This is a genomic window from Geodermatophilus sp. URMC 65 (genome assembly GCF_053502545.1).
The window spans coordinates 4,432,734-4,448,173 of sequence record NZ_CP199954.1 but is presented as its reverse complement, the minus strand read 5'-3'; the positions used below and the strand labels follow the sequence as shown (position 1 = coordinate 4,448,173).

General features: G+C 71.4%; 14 protein-coding genes. 9 read left to right on the top strand and 5 right to left on the bottom strand.

Features of this window, described 5'->3' with window-relative positions:
* Positions 1-501: 501 nt before the first annotated feature.
* The 8 genes from ACWIX7_RS21560 (at position 502) to ACWIX7_RS21525 (ending at position 8,166) form a co-directional block, all read left to right on the top strand.
* Positions 502-2,379: a GAF domain-containing protein gene (locus ACWIX7_RS21560; protein WP_448618452.1), complete on the top strand. Its 1,878-nt coding sequence runs from the start codon at positions 502-504 to the stop codon at positions 2,377-2,379.
* A complete protein-coding gene (locus ACWIX7_RS21555; RefSeq protein ID WP_448618451.1) occupies positions 2,376-3,062 on the top strand; it encodes a response regulator in 687 nt (228 codons plus the stop codon). The genes ACWIX7_RS21560 and ACWIX7_RS21555 overlap by 4 nt, the downstream gene beginning before the upstream one ends.
* A 109-nt stretch (positions 3,063-3,171) precedes the next feature.
* On the top strand, positions 3,172-3,546 hold the full coding sequence (locus ACWIX7_RS21550; protein WP_448618450.1) for a hypothetical protein: 375 nt from the start codon (positions 3,172-3,174) through the stop codon (positions 3,544-3,546).
* A gap of 141 nt (positions 3,547-3,687) precedes the next feature.
* Entirely contained in the window at positions 3,688-4,452 is a 765-nt protein-coding gene (locus ACWIX7_RS21545; RefSeq protein WP_448618449.1) for a DUF4389 domain-containing protein, read from the top strand.
* A 114-nt stretch (positions 4,453-4,566) separates the two neighbouring features.
* On the top strand, positions 4,567-5,337 hold the full coding sequence (locus ACWIX7_RS21540; protein WP_448618448.1) for a DUF4386 domain-containing protein: 771 nt from the start codon (positions 4,567-4,569) through the stop codon (positions 5,335-5,337).
* A 114-nt stretch (positions 5,338-5,451) separates the two neighbouring features.
* Positions 5,452-6,249: a DUF4386 domain-containing protein gene (locus ACWIX7_RS21535; RefSeq protein WP_448618447.1), complete on the top strand. Its 798-nt coding sequence runs from the start codon at positions 5,452-5,454 to the stop codon at positions 6,247-6,249.
* Positions 6,250-6,254: 5 nt separating this feature from the next.
* Positions 6,255-6,857, top strand: coding sequence for a hypothetical protein (locus tag ACWIX7_RS21530; protein WP_448618446.1), 603 nt, complete (start codon positions 6,255-6,257; stop codon positions 6,855-6,857).
* Positions 6,858-7,119: 262 nt separating this feature from the next.
* A complete protein-coding gene (locus tag ACWIX7_RS21525; RefSeq protein ID WP_448618445.1) occupies positions 7,120-8,166 on the top strand; it encodes a hypothetical protein in 1,047 nt (348 codons plus the stop codon).
* A 1,722-nt stretch (positions 8,167-9,888) separates the two neighbouring features.
* Here ACWIX7_RS21525 and ACWIX7_RS21520 read toward each other — a convergent pair.
* The 5 genes from ACWIX7_RS21520 to ACWIX7_RS21500 all read right to left on the bottom strand — a co-directional run bounded on the left by ACWIX7_RS21520 (position 9,889) and on the right by ACWIX7_RS21500 (position 14,194).
* Positions 9,889-10,740 (bottom strand): MOSC domain-containing protein, encoded by an 852-nt coding sequence (locus ACWIX7_RS21520; protein ID WP_448618444.1) that lies wholly within the window; start codon positions 10,738-10,740, stop codon positions 9,889-9,891.
* 26 nt (positions 10,741-10,766) lie between these two features.
* The gene (locus ACWIX7_RS21515; protein WP_448618443.1) at positions 10,767-11,003 is read right to left on the bottom strand and encodes a hypothetical protein; all 237 of its coding nucleotides are present in this window, start codon (positions 11,001-11,003) and stop codon (positions 10,767-10,769) included.
* Between the two features lie 805 nt (positions 11,004-11,808).
* Entirely contained in the window at positions 11,809-12,267 is a 459-nt protein-coding gene (locus ACWIX7_RS21510) for a DUF6069 family protein (protein ID WP_448618442.1), read from the bottom strand.
* 78 nt (positions 12,268-12,345) lie between these two features.
* A complete protein-coding gene (locus tag ACWIX7_RS21505; protein WP_448618441.1) occupies positions 12,346-12,813 on the bottom strand; it encodes a GtrA family protein in 468 nt (155 codons plus the stop codon).
* 496 nt (positions 12,814-13,309) lie between these two features.
* A complete protein-coding gene (locus ACWIX7_RS21500; protein WP_448618440.1) occupies positions 13,310-14,194 on the bottom strand; it encodes a diacylglycerol kinase family protein in 885 nt (294 codons plus the stop codon).
* Positions 14,195-15,102: 908 nt separating this feature from the next.
* Between ACWIX7_RS21500 and ACWIX7_RS21495 the strand changes: the two genes are divergently transcribed.
* Complete coding sequence (locus tag ACWIX7_RS21495) at positions 15,103-15,399, top strand: hypothetical protein (RefSeq protein ID WP_448618439.1); 297 nt, start codon at positions 15,103-15,105, stop codon at positions 15,397-15,399.
* Positions 15,400-15,440 lie beyond the last annotated feature (41 nt).

The following is a 15,440-nucleotide window of genomic DNA, read 5'->3' as shown; positions in this document are numbered from 1 at the left end:
CGACGACGATCTCTTGCGCTCCAAGCTGACTGTGCGGGTTCGACTCCGGTCACCCGCTCCACCGCAATGACGCAGGACACCGGACCTACCTGCCGCACAGCCACGTCTCCCACTGGCCACGGTGCTGTCCATCGCGGGAGCCGGATCCACCGGGGAAACGAAAATGGGTTCCGACACCCTTCATGGACGGAGGGATTGGGCGAGTTCAGGTGGCTCCCCGCACGGCGGCCGTCATGACGCGGTCGAGGACGATCTCGAGGCCGGTAGGCGCGAGTACGGTCGGCGGCAGCGGACCGTTGGGTGGTGGTGGCTGTGGAGAGCGCTGCCGACACCGCCGCTCTGGCTTGGGATGGCGCCTGGCCGACGATACGGGGACTCGATGATCTCGCCCGGATAGTGGACGGCCTGCCCCGGGGCGTCGCGTTGCTCACGCCAGATCTGCGCGTCCTGCACGTCAATCCCGCTGGGCGTGCGATCGAGGGCGGCGGCGGTGAGGCGCTGATGGGTCCGGCTGCACCGTTGCTGACCGCGGGGATCACGGTGCCCGAGCGGGGAACGCACCCGCCCGCGGGCGGTGGGCGGCGCGAGGTCGAGTACTCCGATGTGCCCCTGGAAGTCCAGGGCCAGCACCTCGTCGTGCGCGCGTTCCGGGACGTCACCGAGGAGCGTCGGGCGATGCGCTGGCAAGCAACGCTGACCCAGGTGGCGGCGCGGGTCGCGCTGGCGGAGTCGCTGGAGGCCACTCTCGACACCGTCGCCGCCTGCCTCCTGGAGTCCACGGAGATGACTGGCTGCGCCGCCATCGTCTTCGACGGTGAGCCCGCCCGATTGCGCGTCGCCGGGACCGCCGGCCTGCCGGCGGACTACGCCGACCGCTTCCGGCGGGCGCTGCGGTCCGGGAACGAGGCCCTCCCGGCGCTGTCCGCCTTCCGCGGCCAGCGGACGGTCATCGTCGACCGGACGCGCGGCGAGCCGGTGCTCGATGCGCTGGAGCACCTTGACGGCGATCTCGGATGGCGGAGCATCGCATCCTTTCCCATGGTTGCCCGCAACCACCCGGTCGGCGCGGTCAAGACCTTCTGGCCGGGCCCACCGCCGGACGGCGAGGAACTCCGGTTCCTCGCCGCCATCGCCGACCAGGCCGCGACAGCCGTCGACAACGCGCGACTGTTCGCCGACGCCGCCGCGTCCTCCCGCCGGGACGAGGGACTGATCGCGGCCGGGCTGGCGCTGGCCTCCGAACTGTCCCTGCCCGCCGTGCTGACCAACATCGTCGAGCTTGCGTGCGACGTGGCCGACGCCCGGTACGGCGCCGTGGGGGTGCTCGGCCAGGACGGTCGCCTGGAGGACTTCATCACGCACGGCCTCACCGAGGACCAGCGCGCCGCGATCGGAGCCCTGCCCATCGGCCGGGGCATCCTGGGGGCCCTGACCTCCGACGCCCATCCGATGCGTCTGAGCAGCATCCAGGGCGACGCGCGCTCGGTCGGCTTCCCGCAGCACCATCCGCCGATGACCTCGTTCCTGGGGGTGCCGATCAGCGTGCGCGGCCGGATCTACGGCAACCTCTACCTCACCGAGAAGCGCGGCCGATCCCAGTTCACCGACGGCGACGAGCGCGCCGTGGTCACCCTCGCCGCGCAGGCCGGGGTCGCGATCGAGAACGCCCGGCTCTTCGCCGAGGCGCAGCAGCGGCTGGCGCTGGAGGCCCGGCACCGCCTGGCGCGTGAGTTGCACGACTCGGTGTCCCAGGCGTTGTTCTCGATGACGCTGGAGACCCGCGGCGCGCAGCTCCTCCTCGAACGGGCAGGTCTGCCGCCCCACGGGCCGCTGGGTGAGCGGCTGAGGAATCTGCGCCAGCTGACCCAGGGTGCGCTCGCGGAGATGCGGGCGCTGATCTTCGAGCTGCGGCCGGAAGCGCTGCGGGAGGAGGGTCTCGCGGCCGCCATCCGCAAGCAGGCCGAGGGCGTCAGCGCCCGCACCGAGATCACCGTCGACGTCCGTGCGCCGAAGCGGCCGATCCCGCTGCCAGGGGACGTCGAGGAGCAGGTCTACCGGCTGGTGCAGGAGGCCCTGGCGAACATCGCCAAGCACTCCGGGGCCCAGGGCGCGGTCGTGCAGCTGCGCCACCGGCGCACGAGGCGTGAGCTGTTCGTGGAAGTGACAGACGACGGCGTGGGCTTCGACCCATCCGCCCCCCGGCCCGGCCATCTGGGCCTGCGCACGATGGCGCAGCGGACGGAGCAGCTCGGCGGCTCCCTCGTGGTGCACACCGGTCCCGGACGAGGGACCCGGGTCTCGGCGACGATCCCCTTGACCCCACCCGGGGGCAGGCTGGCGGTGCCGGCCGGCACGTCACCGGCATCGGACGCGCGATGACCACGCCCGAACCGGACGGCGGTCGGATCCGCGTCTGCCTCGTCGATGACCACGGGGTGGTGCGGCGCGGACTGCGCGGCTACCTCGAGCTCGTCGACGACGTGGAGGTCGTCGGCGAGGCCACCGACGGACAGGCCGCCTTGGACATGGTGGCCGCGTTGGTCGCCGACGGGAGAGCCCCGCACGTGGTGCTCATGGATCTGTTGATGCCCGGCATGGACGGGGTCACCGCCACGAGGCTGCTCACTCAGCGGCACGGCGGCCTCGCCGTCATGGCGATGACCAGCTACAGCGAGGTCGACCGGATCCGCGGCGCGCTCGAGGCAGGCGCCGCCGGCTACCTGCTCAAGGATGCCGAGGCCGACCAGGTCGTCGACGGGATCCGCAAGGCCCGTCGCGGGGAGATGCCGCTGGGAGCGGCGGTCTCCCGGCAGCTGGCCCGGGCCTTCAGCGCACCGGCCCGGGCCGTAGCCGACACCCTCACCGCCCGGGAACACGAGGTCCTCGTGCTGCTCGCGGCCGGGCTGTCGAACCGGGAGGTCGCCTCCCGGTTGGTGATCAGCGAGCGCACCGCCCGCACCCACGTCAGCAGCATCCTGGACAAGCTCGGGCTGCGATCGCGCACTCAGGCGGCGTTGTACGCCATCCAGCAGGGCCTGGCACAGGCGACACCTTCCCCGTAGCTCCGCCTGGGACATTCCACCCCGCCGCGACCGGACATAGCGCCGATGTCGCCCAGCCAGGGGCGTGATGAGATGCAGGGCAGGCACTCCGGATTCAGGCGGTGCAGCGATGAGGGTGCTGGTTGCCGCTCGGGACGTCCGCGTCCGCAGGTCCCTGTCCAACCTGCTGGAGCTCGACGGGGTCCGAGTCGTCGGGACGACAGGCGCGCCGCGCCTGCTGCCGCAGCAGGATGCCGACCTCGGCCCTGATCTGGTGGTTCTGGACCTGAGCCGGGGCGAGCAGGCCCAGGACCTGCGCATCGTCGAAGAGCTCGCCCGCCGCGGACGCGCGGTGATCGCCGTGTGCAGCGGGCCCACCTCGATGACCGCCGTCCTCCAGGCCGGCGCCAGTGCCTGCCTGGACAAGGGCGTCGACTTCTCCGACCGACTCGCCGAGGCGGTACGGGCGGTGGCCGGACCGTCGATGCCGGCATCCCCGTGCTGACCGGAGGGCGAGTCCGTCAGCGGGCCTACGTCACATCGCCCGCCCGGCCCGGTCATCACGCCGATGTGCCCGTCCGCGGGGCGGCTCCAGACTGCAGACCTCACCCCAGAGCGTTCTGACACCAGCCTCGGGGAGGCCGGAATGACCGAGCACCGCCCCCCCTGTCCCGTGCGCGTCGACGCGGTGCTGGACGCGCCGCTCTCCCGGTGGCTGTGGCTGGTCAAGTGGCTGTTGCTGATCCCGCACGTCATCGTGCTGTTCTTCCTGTGGGTGGCGTTCGTCGTCGTCACGGTGATCGCGTTCTTCGCGATCCTGTTCACCGGCCGCTATCCACGGTCGCTGTTCGACTTCAACGTCGGCGTCATGCGCTGGTCCTGGCGGGTGCACTACTACGGCTACTGGGCGCTGGGCACCGACCGCTATCCGCCGTTCTCGCTGCACGAGGTGCCGGACTACCCGGCGCACCTCGACGTGGCCTACCCCGATCGGCTGTCCCGAGGTCTGATCTTCGTGAAGTGGCTGCTGGCTCTCCCGCACCTCCTGGTCCTCGCGGTCTTCGTCGGCGGCGGGGTGTGGCTGGGGACGCGCGTCGGCGACGTGGACGGTTCTTGGGACGACGGCGCGAACGCCGGCTGGAGCCTGGTCGGCCTGCTCGTCTTGATCGCCGCGATCGTGCTGTTGTTCACCGGCGGCTACCCGAAGCCGATCTACGACTTCGTGATGGGCATGGACCGGTGGGCGCTCCGGGTGGGGCCCTACGTGGCGCTGATGACCGACCGGTATCCCCCCTTCCGGCTCGACATGGGCGGAACCGACCCCGTCTCGCTGCCCCCTGGGCCGACGCCGCCGCACTCCCCCGCGGCGCCGGCGGCGGGCCCGCCGACGCCGGTCGCCTCCACGCCGTGAGAGCCCTGGCCGCCCCGGGAGACGAGAGCCCCGGGGCGGCCAGGCGGAGCCCGCACCCGCCATCCCGCCCAGCGCGCACCTCGCGCGGCCATCGATCCACAGGATGAGGCCGTCATGACCATCACCAGCCGAACCACGGCAACCGGCGAGATCCCGACGGCCCCCCTGCGGAGGACCGCGTTCCTGGCGGGCGCGCTGTACCTCCTCACCTTCACCGCCTCGATCCCGGCGATCTTCGTGCTGGACCCCGTCCTGAGCGACGCGCACTACGTCGTCGGCTCGGGCGCCGACACCCGCGTCCTCTTCGGCGGCCTGCTCGACATCGTCAACGCGCTTGCCTGCATCGGCACCGCGGTCGTGCTGTTCCCCGTGGTCAAGCGGCAGAACGAGACCCTGGCCCTCGGCTTCGTCACCTCCCGCATGCTCGAGGCGGCGATCATCTTCCTCGGCGTCATCAGCCTCTTCGCGGTCGTGACCCTGCGGCAGGACATGGCCGGAGCCGCCGACGGGGACGCGGACTCCCTGATCACCGTCGGAGCGTCACTCGTCGCGATCCGCGACTGGACGTTCCTGCTCGGGCCCGGCGTCATGGCCGCCATCAACGCACTGTTGTTGGGCACCCTGGTGTACCGGTCCGGACTCGTGCCACGTGCGATCCCGCTCATGGGGCTCATCGGAGCGCCACTGCTGCTCTCCGCCAAGCTCGGGACGGTTTTCGGCGTCAACGACGACGTCTCCCTGTGGTCGGCGATCGCGCTCGCTCCGATCTTCTTCTGGGAGCTGTCGCTCGGCGTGTGGCTCGTCGTCAAGGGTTTCCAGCCCTCGCCCATCACCGCCGCGAGGACCGCCTCGGTGAAGCTGCCCGCAGACGTGTCCCGCGCCTGAGCTCGCGCGCCGACCACACGGGTGCTCGGTCGTCCGTCCCCCACCGATCCGATGACGGGCGGGCAACCCGTCTCCTGCTGCTCCTCGATCCCTCGGTGAGATGAGGCCCCTGCGATGACTGCTGCGAGCGTGAGCGACAGCCTGCGCCGGACGACTGGCACGCTCTTCCTCGGCGGCGCCCTGGCGTTCGCCGCGGCGGCGACGGCGCTGTCGTCGACCTTCGACTGGCCGGACGTCCTGCGGGAACCGGCCGAGGTGGTGCTGCCCGCGTTCGTCGCCGGCGGCACGAGCCTGGTGTGGACCTGGTTCGCCACAGCGTGGACGTACGCGACCCTGCTCGTGCCGATCCTGCTGCTCCCCGCTGCACTGGGGCGGCGCGGCGACCCGGTGCTGCGGGCGGCCACCTACGTGGGCGCCACCTCGGTGGTGCTCGCGCTGATCGGGTTCCTGCGCTGGGTGTTCGTCGTGCCGCCGTTGGCCGACTCCTACGTTGCGGGGAACGCCACGACCCGGGCCGCGGTGGACGCGGCCTGGACCGCTCAGCACCAGTTCGGCGGTTCCCTGCTCGGCGAGCACCTGGGGCAGCTGCTGGCCGTCGGCTGGTCGGTCGCGCTCAGCCTAGTCATCCTGCGCAGCCGGGTACTGCCGCGCTGGCTGGGCCTCACCGGGCTGATCGCCGGCGCGCTGTACCTGACCGACCAGGGCGACATCCTGGCCACCGCCGTCTCCGGCTTTCCGGTCTGGGATCTGGGCGGCCTGATCGGCAGCACCGCGTGGGGCCTGTGGGTCGCCGCCCTCGGGCTGATGGTGCTGGCGCGGCCTCCGCGTGCCCCGCTCGACAGCGACTCGTCGACCGGCTCGACGACCGTCCCCTCCCCGCGACCGCCGGCCGCGGCCCGTGTCCGGAGCTGACCGCCATGACCGCTCGCGCCGGATCCCGCGCCTCCCGCCTGCGTCGGTGGCTGATCTGGACCGCAGGGTTCCTCGCCTTCCCGCTCGCGGGGCTGGCCGGGACCGGGGCCGCCGGCCGGGTCGACAGCCCGCTCGCCGCGCTGCTCGGTGGGGCGGTCGCCGGCCTGGTCATCGGCCTCGGGCAGACGCTGGCCGGCCTGGGGCGGCTCGACATCCGCAGGTGGGTGCCGGCCACCGGCGTCGGCATGGGCCTGGGCCTGCTGCTGGGCGCCGCCACGGTCGGCTACGGCACGTCCCTGGTCGACCTGGCGCTGATGGGTGGACTCACCGGCCTGGTGCTCGGGCCCGCGCAGGCGCTGGCACTGCCCCGCGGCACGCGCTTGCGCTGGCTGTGGGCCGCCGCGATGCCCGCCCTGTGGGCGCTGGGCTGGACCGCCACCACCCTGGGCGGGATCGCCGTCGAGGAGCAGTTCACCGTCTTCGGCGCCTACGGCGCGGCGACCTTCTCGGCCCTGTCCGGGCTGCTCCTGCTGCTGCTCCTGCCCGACCGCACGGCGGCTGGCTCCGCCGCGGCACCGGCGCCGGCACCGAGCGGGGCGCGGGCATGACCGCCGGCCCGCGGCACGTCATCTTCGGCACCGGTGCCATCGGCCTGGCCGTGCTGGATGCCCTGCGCCGCCGAGGCGAGACCGCCCGACTGGCCAACCGCTCCGGCTCCGCCCGCGTGCCCGACGACGTCGAGGTCATCGGCGGGGACCCCCGCGACCCGGCCTCCACACCGAGGTCGCGCGGGGAGCCGCCGTCGTCTACCAGACGCTCAACCCGCCCTACCACGAGTGGACCGTCCAGTTCCCGCGGCTGCAGGCCGGCGTGCTGGCCGCCGCCGAGGCGACCGGCGCCCGGCTGGTCAGCATGGAGAACGTCTACACGTACGGCCGTCCCACCGGCCGGGTGCTCACCGAGGACCTGCCCGACGGCGCACACACCATCAAGGGCAGCTGCGCGGCCGGATGGCGCGCGAGCTGTTCGGCGCCCCAGGACGCCGGACGGGTCGAGGTCGCCATCGGCCGGGCCTCGGACTACTCCGGGCCACGCGGCGGCGCCCAGTCCAACCCGGGCGACCACGTCTTCCCCGCCGCGCTGGCCGGCACGACCGCCGGCGTGCTCGGCGACCCCGACCAGCCGCACACCTACACCTACATCCCCGACATCGGCGAAGGGTTCGCCGTCCTCGGCGAGCACCCCGACACCTCGGGGCAGGTGTGGCACCTGCCCAACGAGTCGAACCCCCGCACCACCCGCCAGCTGGTCGACCTCGTCTACCGGCAGGCCGGCCACCCGCGAGGCCGGCTCCGCGCGATGCCCTCGCTCGTGCTGCGGGCCCTCGGGCTGGTCAACCCCGCCCTCCGGGAGCTGGTCGAGATGCATTACCAGTTCGCCGAGCCGTTCGTCATCGACAGCAGCAAGATCATCGACAAGCACGGCGGCGAGGCCACACCGCTCGAGCGGGCCCTCCCCGGCACCCTGCGTCGCGGAGAGGCCACGCGCCCCCGCCCGTACAGTTCGGAAGACTGCATGACTGCACCTCCCCTGACCTTTCTCGCTCCCCCGTCGTTCGACGACGACCATGACCACAGCCCGCCCGACATCCCGGCCCTCACCTCACCCAGCCGCTCGACCATGCACACGGCCAGCGGTCAGCAGGCGACTGTGACAGTGCGAATGACGCGCGGCGCGCGCAAGGCTGCGACCGGCATGAAACTGGCCAACGCCGACATCCGGCGCTGCCTGGATGCGCCCGACGACGTCTCCCCCAACGAGAACACGCCGTCACGGATCCGGTTCCGCCGCGGCCAGTTCATCGTCCTCGCCGGCGCCGACGGGATGGTGCTCCGGATCGACCGCCAGAGCCGCTGAGCCGACGGGCGCGACCACCCGGGATCCGCAGGCGGCCTAGAGCAGCGTGACGGCGTCCCACGTGGATCGGGCAATCAAGGACCCCATCCCCACCGGTGCTGACGGTCGCGACTGGCACGGCCGCACCCCACGTCGGGACCACCCAGCGAATGGGGTCGACCCGCCCTCGGTTCCCAATTTGCCAGTCAGGCTATAGTGCACCATGGTAGAGGTACGACATACATACTGCGACCAGTGTGGACACAAGTCAGGCTTCACGAGATTCTGTCCCCACTGCGGCGCGCCGGGAACGGATCGTCCATACACTCCGAGTGCGCCACGCCCGGGTTTCTGCCCCGGCTGCGGTGAACAATATTCGACTGTAACGTCGAAGTACTGCTCGGTATGTGGCGTGCCACGTGCAGTAGATCTCCCGGACAACGTAGAACCTTACTGCTGCAGTTGCGGAAGGCAGATAGCAACTGCCTCATCCGAGTACTGCTCCCACTGTGGGGGCAAGGTGCTCTATCGGTGACGGTCTCTCATTGCGTCCGTGAACCATCCCTGGCGGAGCTGGAAGCTCTCGGGGCTCGCGCCCATCAGGTAGCTCACGCGGCTGGTGCGTGCGACCTGTTTGTGGCCGGCGTCGTGCCCGAGGTAGGCGACTGGGTTCAACCTGCGCCACGCCACGGAGTCGCGGTCGGTTATCGAGCAGGCGAGGGCATGCTCATGGCTCAGCGGCACGTGAACGCCGACCAGCGTTCGGAACCCTGCGGGAGGCCTCGCAGCGATACGACTGCAAGCTGAGGGACATCGCGGCCGGCATCGTCGACGGGGTGCAGCCCGACGAAACCTGATTGGCGCCCGCTGCACAACGCCGCTCGCCCTGAGTGGGCCGCTTGGGGACACTTGGGAGCGCTGCTGGACCCATAACCCCCAGTCGGATGCAGGGCATTCGCGGAAGTTCGCGCAGGCGCATACGTGCAGGTCAGCGACTCGTAGAGTTCGTTGTCGCCCGCCCGCAGTCGCGGCCGTTCGCAGCGCGTGACTGTACCCGTTGCTGTAGTCCTCGCCTGCGCCCGGGCGTGTCGTCCACTGTTCACAGCATTCCAGTGCTGAACCCAGGCGGGCGCCTGCTGCACTCCCGGCTGGCAGGATGGATACATCCTCCAGTACTTCTCCATTACTTCTCCAGTCGGCTATCCGGCGTCGTTTGCTACACCGACACGGCACCGCAGTGACGTGGTCCCACGGATGGACCGAAGGCGACGACACACTGTCGAGGCCCACCGACTCGTCCGCGGCCACAACCTCGCCTGCTGAGTGCCCGCTGGACCAGCCGTACCTCAACACAGGTGACCCTGCGATTTGATCGCGGTCTTGTTTGCTGGCGCTGGCAGGCGTTGCACGCGCAGGTCGAGGGCGAAGCGAGTCGAGGGTTCGACTCACTGGACTACGGCTGTTGACGGCGGTATTGGATGAGTACTGGATGCATGGGTGGGGCAGCTGACGGCGTCCCAGGACGGGCTGAGGACGGTGCCCAGCGGCCCGACTACGACGCCGGTGACGAGCAGGGCGACCGCCCGTCCCCAGCTGCCTGGCTGTCGAGTCCCTGCTCACGGACACGCTCGCCGATCTCGAGCTGATGTGTGCGAGTGACGTCGCCGAGCGGGGCCACCTTGCAGGCCGGTGGCTCGAGGCCCGCGAGAAGCAGCTGAGGACGGCGGGGGCTCGCCAGATCGGTCAGCCGACGCGCAGACAGTCGCCGACCGCGACGGTCCCTGGCTCGAGCACCTCGCAGTACCGGCCGAAGGTCGCCCCGACTCCGAGCTCGGATTCCCGGCGGCCGCGGTAGGCCGTGATCAGGCGGAGCGTCTGCAGGTCGACAGCACCGGACGCGGGGTCGCGCGTGGTCGCCGCGCAGCGCTTCACCGGGCCACCGCCCCGCAGGACCGCGCCGCCGATCCGCAGCAGCGTGCCACCCCACGAGTCCTCCAGGTGCGGCGTCCCGCCGGAGAACTCGATCAGCATCCGGAAGCGCCGGGCATCGACCGAGGCCAGGCCCGACCGGCGGGCGAGCTCGGCGACCGAATGGCTGCCCAGGACCGTCGCGGGGTGCACGTCGTAGGCGGACTGCCGGGCTTGCACCAGGCGGACCCGTGTACCGAGGAGATCGGAGAAGAAGGTGCTCCACTGCGGGCCGGCCACGACATCGGCGACGATGGTGCGCAGGCCCCACATGTCGGTGTCGACGGCGCCGGCGGAGTCGACGGTGCCGGCGCACAGCACCTCGTCGCCGCGGACCACCTCCAGGTGGCGGCTGTCCTGGTCGAACTTCGCCGCCAGGGGCAGCAGCTCGGCGTTGGCGGTGCAGCTCTGCAGCCGCCCCTCCTCGTCGATGAGGAAGAACTGCCGGTCGCCGACGGCACCGTGCGTCGTCAGCTCGATCGAGGAGGGATGGTCCAGCGACAGACCCTTGATCGGCGTGGTCGACAGGCGGACGACGCTCAGTGCGGCCGGCATGATTCCCCGAGTGCCGACGTCCCGGTAGGGCGCCACCGTCCGCGCCGCCGTCATCCCGCCATCGGTGGCCACCGGTCCGCAGTCCCGGTCCCCGCTGCTCAGTGCGTCAGCTGCCACTTGAGCACGACCGTGGCAGCGGCGACGACCGCCAGGACGAAGCCCGCCCGGAACACCCGGGTCGAACTGCGCTCCCCGGACACCCACGCCACCACCGAGCCCAGCAGGGCCAACCGGACGTCGACCAGCCCGAGCGCCAGCACGAGCACCACGTCGGCGTCCACCAGGTCGGTCCACGCCAGCAGCAGCACCGCGATGGGGGCACCGGCGGTCGACACGATGGGCAGTGCATTCCGGATCTCCCGCCGGACAGCAGTCGTGTCCAGCGATCGGCCCTCGCGGACCCGCAGCCCCGACCGCCTCACCCACCGTGTGCGCGACGAAGGTCGAGACCCCGACCCCGAACAGGTAGCGCACGCCAGTGGGTCCCCGCAGCTCGTCCGGGTGCAGTGCGATCAACGCCGCCATCACCAGGACGTTGCCGTACACGTAGGCGGACACGCGGCTCGCGACGTCCTCGCGGGGCAGGTCGTCCGGTCCACCTGCCCGGCCGGCGCGCCGCGGCAACCTGAGTCTGCTCACCTGGCCGGCCCGGTGACCGATCGGCGACCCCACACGTCAGACCCTCCTGGCCGCGGCAGCCACTCCCCGACCCCCGCCAGGATCGCTGCTCGTGGCTCCACGTGCACGCCCGTCCACGGACGCCCGGTCGGTACCGGTCGCTCACCCGGTTCCCGTGTCCGGTCGAGGTCACGTCGTGTCCGGTGGGTTGTGCGGCCAGTCGACCTGCCCGCCGGTCTGTTGTGGAGGGGTGCGCGCTGCAGCTGGGCGTCGATGGCGTCGGACAGCCAGGTGAGCACCCCGATCAGCTCGAGCCAGGTCTGCTGCTCCTCCGCGGTCAACCACCGCGGCTCCTCGACCGCTTCCATGGCACCTCTTCTCACGCGACGGCGCAGATTTCTCGGCCACGGATCCGGCGGTGCGGTCGACGACCGCCCACGAGCATGATCGAGCGCCGGCTGCTTCGGGGTCGACTGCGGCTGCGGGCGGGCCTGCCTGACCACCCGGCCCGCCCGCGTCGGATCAGTCGGTGGCGGGCAGGAACCGGTGGTAGGCGGGGACGGCGACCGCTGCGGTGGCGACGTGCATGGCCATCAGGGCGAGCACGGCGGAAACGCTGGTGCCGGGCATCGAGTCGGCGGCGAGCAGCAGGAGGTCCGGGACGAGGGAGACCACGACCACCGTGGGGACCAGCCAGCGCAGCAGGCGCGCGGGGCGGGCGCTGCGCCGCGTGATGAGCCGCCACCCCAGCGCCCCGACGATGGTGCCGACGACCGTCCACATCAGGAAGACCGGCGCGGTGAGCGGCTGGAAGTCCGGTGAGGCGTCCAGCGGACCGCGGGCGATGGCGGCGATCACGGAGTTGACGACCGCGGAGCCGACCGCTGCCACCGCGATCGCGGCGGCGAGCGGGTGCCGAGCTCCGGAGGATGCGGTCGACTCCGGGGCACTGGGCGTGGTGACGGCAGGGCTGCTGGTCATGACGTGCTCCTCGAACAGGGACAGGCGGATCCGGACAGCGGCATGGCGTCCGGCAATGGGGCCGGGAGGGCCGCGGACTCAGGCCAGGGCCAGGGCCAGGGCGGGGGCGTGGGCGGGCGGCCGGAACAGCCAGCGCAGTGCGGCGAACCGGACGAGCCCGATCGTCGCGGTGACGGTGGCGATGACCGCCAGGTCGGTGAGCGCACTGCCCGGGCCGGCCACGGCGTCCCACCCGTACAGCGCGAGGCCGGTCAGGACCATCCCGGCGACGATGAGCGCCCCGCCCTCCGCCTGCGCGGCCTGCCAGGTCACCCGCTCGCCGGCGTGGAAGGTCAGCCGGCGGTGCAACTCGTTGGCCAGGACGGAGGAGGCGACCGATCCCGCGACCATGGCCGCCTGGTCGCCGAACCCGGCCAGGGCCAGGAAGAGGAGGGCGTACACCGCGCTCGAGAGGCCACCGACGACGACGAACCGGGCGAACTGGGCCGGCCCCTCGTCGCTGCGCAGCCGGTCCACGAGCGATCGGCTCCTGCTGACGACGTTCATCGAAGGACTCCTCGAGCGATGACTTGATTGCGCAAGTGAGTGTACAAGGGAATTACTTGCTGCGTCAAGCAACTACAGGTCGTGCTCCACCTGCCTGCCTTCAGGCCGTGTCGATGAGGGACCGTGTCGACGAGGGACCGTGTCGACAAGGGACCGTGTCAAGAGGAGGAGCCGACGACACCGTGCTCCGCAAGGACTTACACCGCACTCGTTCGGGTCGCGCTCATCGAACTCCACCGCACGCCCCGCCTGACGGAGGAGCGTGTCCGGCTCGTCCGAGCGCGCGAACACGGTCAGCAGCGGCGCCCCGCGCCCACCAGGGACCCCACCCGGTCACCCACCCAAGTCAGCGTCTGGGTCCCCCAGCGTGCCGGCCGCCAGTGTGCAGTTCCGACGCATCACCGGTGAGCAGGGGTTCACGGCTGCGGGGCGCTCGGCAACCGTCTGGATGAGACGTCGGGGGGTGGCGCGAGGGCGCACGCGGACGCGGCAGGGCTCAGCGCTCGAAGAGTGCGCCGACCGACAATCGATAGACGATCAGGCTACGGGCCAGCTTCTTGTAGTCCATCTCGGCAGGGCCGAGGGTGATCTCGCCGTCGCTGGCCAGCAGGCCAGGACCATCCGGTCGGGTGATGTGTACATCGACCGGGTCGTCCTCGATGTAGAGGCGACTGCGGACGAGTCGGCCGGTGAGGATGGAGAGGGCCAGCCGCAGCAGCGGCGCGCGGCCGGCCACGACTACCATGCGCAGGTCCAGCCGCCCGTCGTCGAGTCGGGGACGCCAGCTGGGCGCGAAACCCTGCGGCTGGTGCCGGCCGTTGCCGATGGACATCATGGCCACGTCGTGCTCGTGCCCGTCGACCACCAGCCGCAGCGGTCGTTGCTGCCGAACGGCGAACCACAGTGCGATGACCGCGGCCGCGGGCTTGCCGACCCGGCCCTCCCAGCGTTCCCGGATGGCAACGAACGCGGGATAGCTGCCCAAGCTGGACGTGTTGAGGCACAGCCGCTCACCAGCCAGGCCGACGTCGATCCGGACCGCCGTGCCGCGGCGCAGCGCTGCCAGCGCGTCAGCCATCCGGTCAATCCCGAGATCGGCGGCGAAGTGGTTGAACGTGCCGCCGGGAAGCACCAGAAGGGGCAGGGCCGCCTCGATGGCGACCTGCGCCGCGGCGCCCACGGTGCCGTCTCCGCCGCAGACACCGAGGGGGATCCGAGGCTGCTCCACCCGGGCCCGGGACCCGACGGCGAACGGCCCGTCGTCGAGGCGACGCACCGAGGTCACCGTCGGCGCCCGCTCCGGCCACCGCTCGACCTCGCGCAGCACCTCCCAGACCTGCTCGACCGGGGAGTCGACCTCGGTCCTGGTGCTCTTCTCCACCGGGCCATCCTGCTCCTCATCGCTACTGGAGAAGGACCAAGATCATGTGCCACACACGTCTTGCATCTCGGGCTCGGGAACTCGTGGTGACGGGTTACAGGAGGTCGCTTCGGACGCTGGGGACGTGGCAAACGGAGGCAGCGCCGAGCACAGGGCACGCCGGCGAGAGCGCGAGCGTCAGCGTCGCCAGCGCCCTCAACGCGAGGAAGCCAGGCACGTCCCAACGCCGCCGAGCGAGGCCACTCCCGTGGCGGTAGACGGCAGTGCTCGACGGACAGCCGCCACGTCCTGCGCCTGGTGCGGCGGTGCCATCACGCCACGATCGCGGGGACCAATTCCCAAGTGGTGCTCAGCCAACTGCCGCCACCGCGCCTGGGAGCAGACGCGGGCCGCAGCATCCGGCCGCTCGGCCGTCCAGGTCGTCGAACGCCGAGTCGCGATCCCGACGCCGCTCGCACCCACGCGTCGGGACTGGGCGCCTCTACTGAGGGAACTGGCCCGTCAACTGGAGGACGGCCGCATCTACGACCGCGACCTCGTGGCACTCGCCACGGCGCTGAACACCGTCATCTATGCCTACAGCCGACGCCCGTACGTCCAGGACCGGAGCCGCACAGGAGGCTTCCCCGATCTGCGGTGAGCGCCCCGGGCCCGGTTCAGCTTTGGAGCGTTCGGCCTGCGCGGTGGGCCTTGGACCCTGAGCGCAGACGCGAGCCTCCAGTTGTTCTGCAGTGGAGACGACACCGGAAGGACTGGAGCACCAGTCACCGCGGGCGCCAGATGTCGGGAGTCCGCGTCGCCAGGAGCGCGGACAAACAAGAGACTTCAATCGCTCCCAAGCCAGAGGGTCCGTGCAGCACCTGCCTCACTGGAGATGCACTGGAGAAGGAGGATGCAGCCTCGCCTCCATGACGGCCGACCGCTCCCTGATAGCGCGACTCGCCGCGCATGAGTCGTGGGCCAACACGGCCGACCCCAGTGCGCGGACGGCGCCGGCACGTCGCGCGCTGCTGGATCGCTTCGAGCGCCAAGTGGATCCCGACGGGGTGTTGTCACCGGCCGAGCGGGCACGCCGAGCCGAGCACGCTCGCAAGGCCTACTTCGCCCGCCTCGCGCTGCGGTCGGCACAGGCGCGACGCAAGGCACCCGCCGTCGAAGATGTGGACGGCGGACCAAAAGGGCCGGACGAAGATCGGCCGCAGTAGTCCGGCGCAGCGACGCTTGATCTCCTTGTTCAGCTGCTCCA

Excerpts from the sequence above, each read along its gene's own strand:
- ACWIX7_RS21530 (WP_448618446.1), top strand. The coding sequence starts at position 6,255 with ATGACCGCTCGCGCCGGATCCCGCGCCTCCCGCCTGCGTCGGTGGCTG.
- ACWIX7_RS21505 (WP_448618441.1), bottom strand. The coding sequence starts at position 12,813 with ATGAACGTCGTCAGCAGGAGCCGATCGCTCGTGGACCGGCTGCGCAGC.
- ACWIX7_RS21540 (WP_448618448.1), top strand. The coding sequence starts at position 4,567 with ATGACCATCACCAGCCGAACCACGGCAACCGGCGAGATCCCGACGGCC.
- ACWIX7_RS21535 (WP_448618447.1), top strand. The coding sequence starts at position 5,452 with ATGACTGCTGCGAGCGTGAGCGACAGCCTGCGCCGGACGACTGGCACG.
- ACWIX7_RS21495 (WP_448618439.1), top strand. The coding sequence starts at position 15,103 with ATGACGGCCGACCGCTCCCTGATAGCGCGACTCGCCGCGCATGAGTCG.
- ACWIX7_RS21545 (WP_448618449.1), top strand. The coding sequence starts at position 3,688 with ATGACCGAGCACCGCCCCCCCTGTCCCGTGCGCGTCGACGCGGTGCTG.
- ACWIX7_RS21550 (WP_448618450.1), top strand. The coding sequence starts at position 3,172 with ATGAGGGTGCTGGTTGCCGCTCGGGACGTCCGCGTCCGCAGGTCCCTG.
- ACWIX7_RS21555 (WP_448618451.1), top strand. The coding sequence starts at position 2,376 with ATGACCACGCCCGAACCGGACGGCGGTCGGATCCGCGTCTGCCTCGTC.
- ACWIX7_RS21510 (WP_448618442.1), bottom strand. The coding sequence starts at position 12,267 with ATGACCAGCAGCCCTGCCGTCACCACGCCCAGTGCCCCGGAGTCGACC.
- ACWIX7_RS21560 (WP_448618452.1), top strand. The coding sequence starts at position 502 with ATGGGTCCGGCTGCACCGTTGCTGACCGCGGGGATCACGGTGCCCGAG.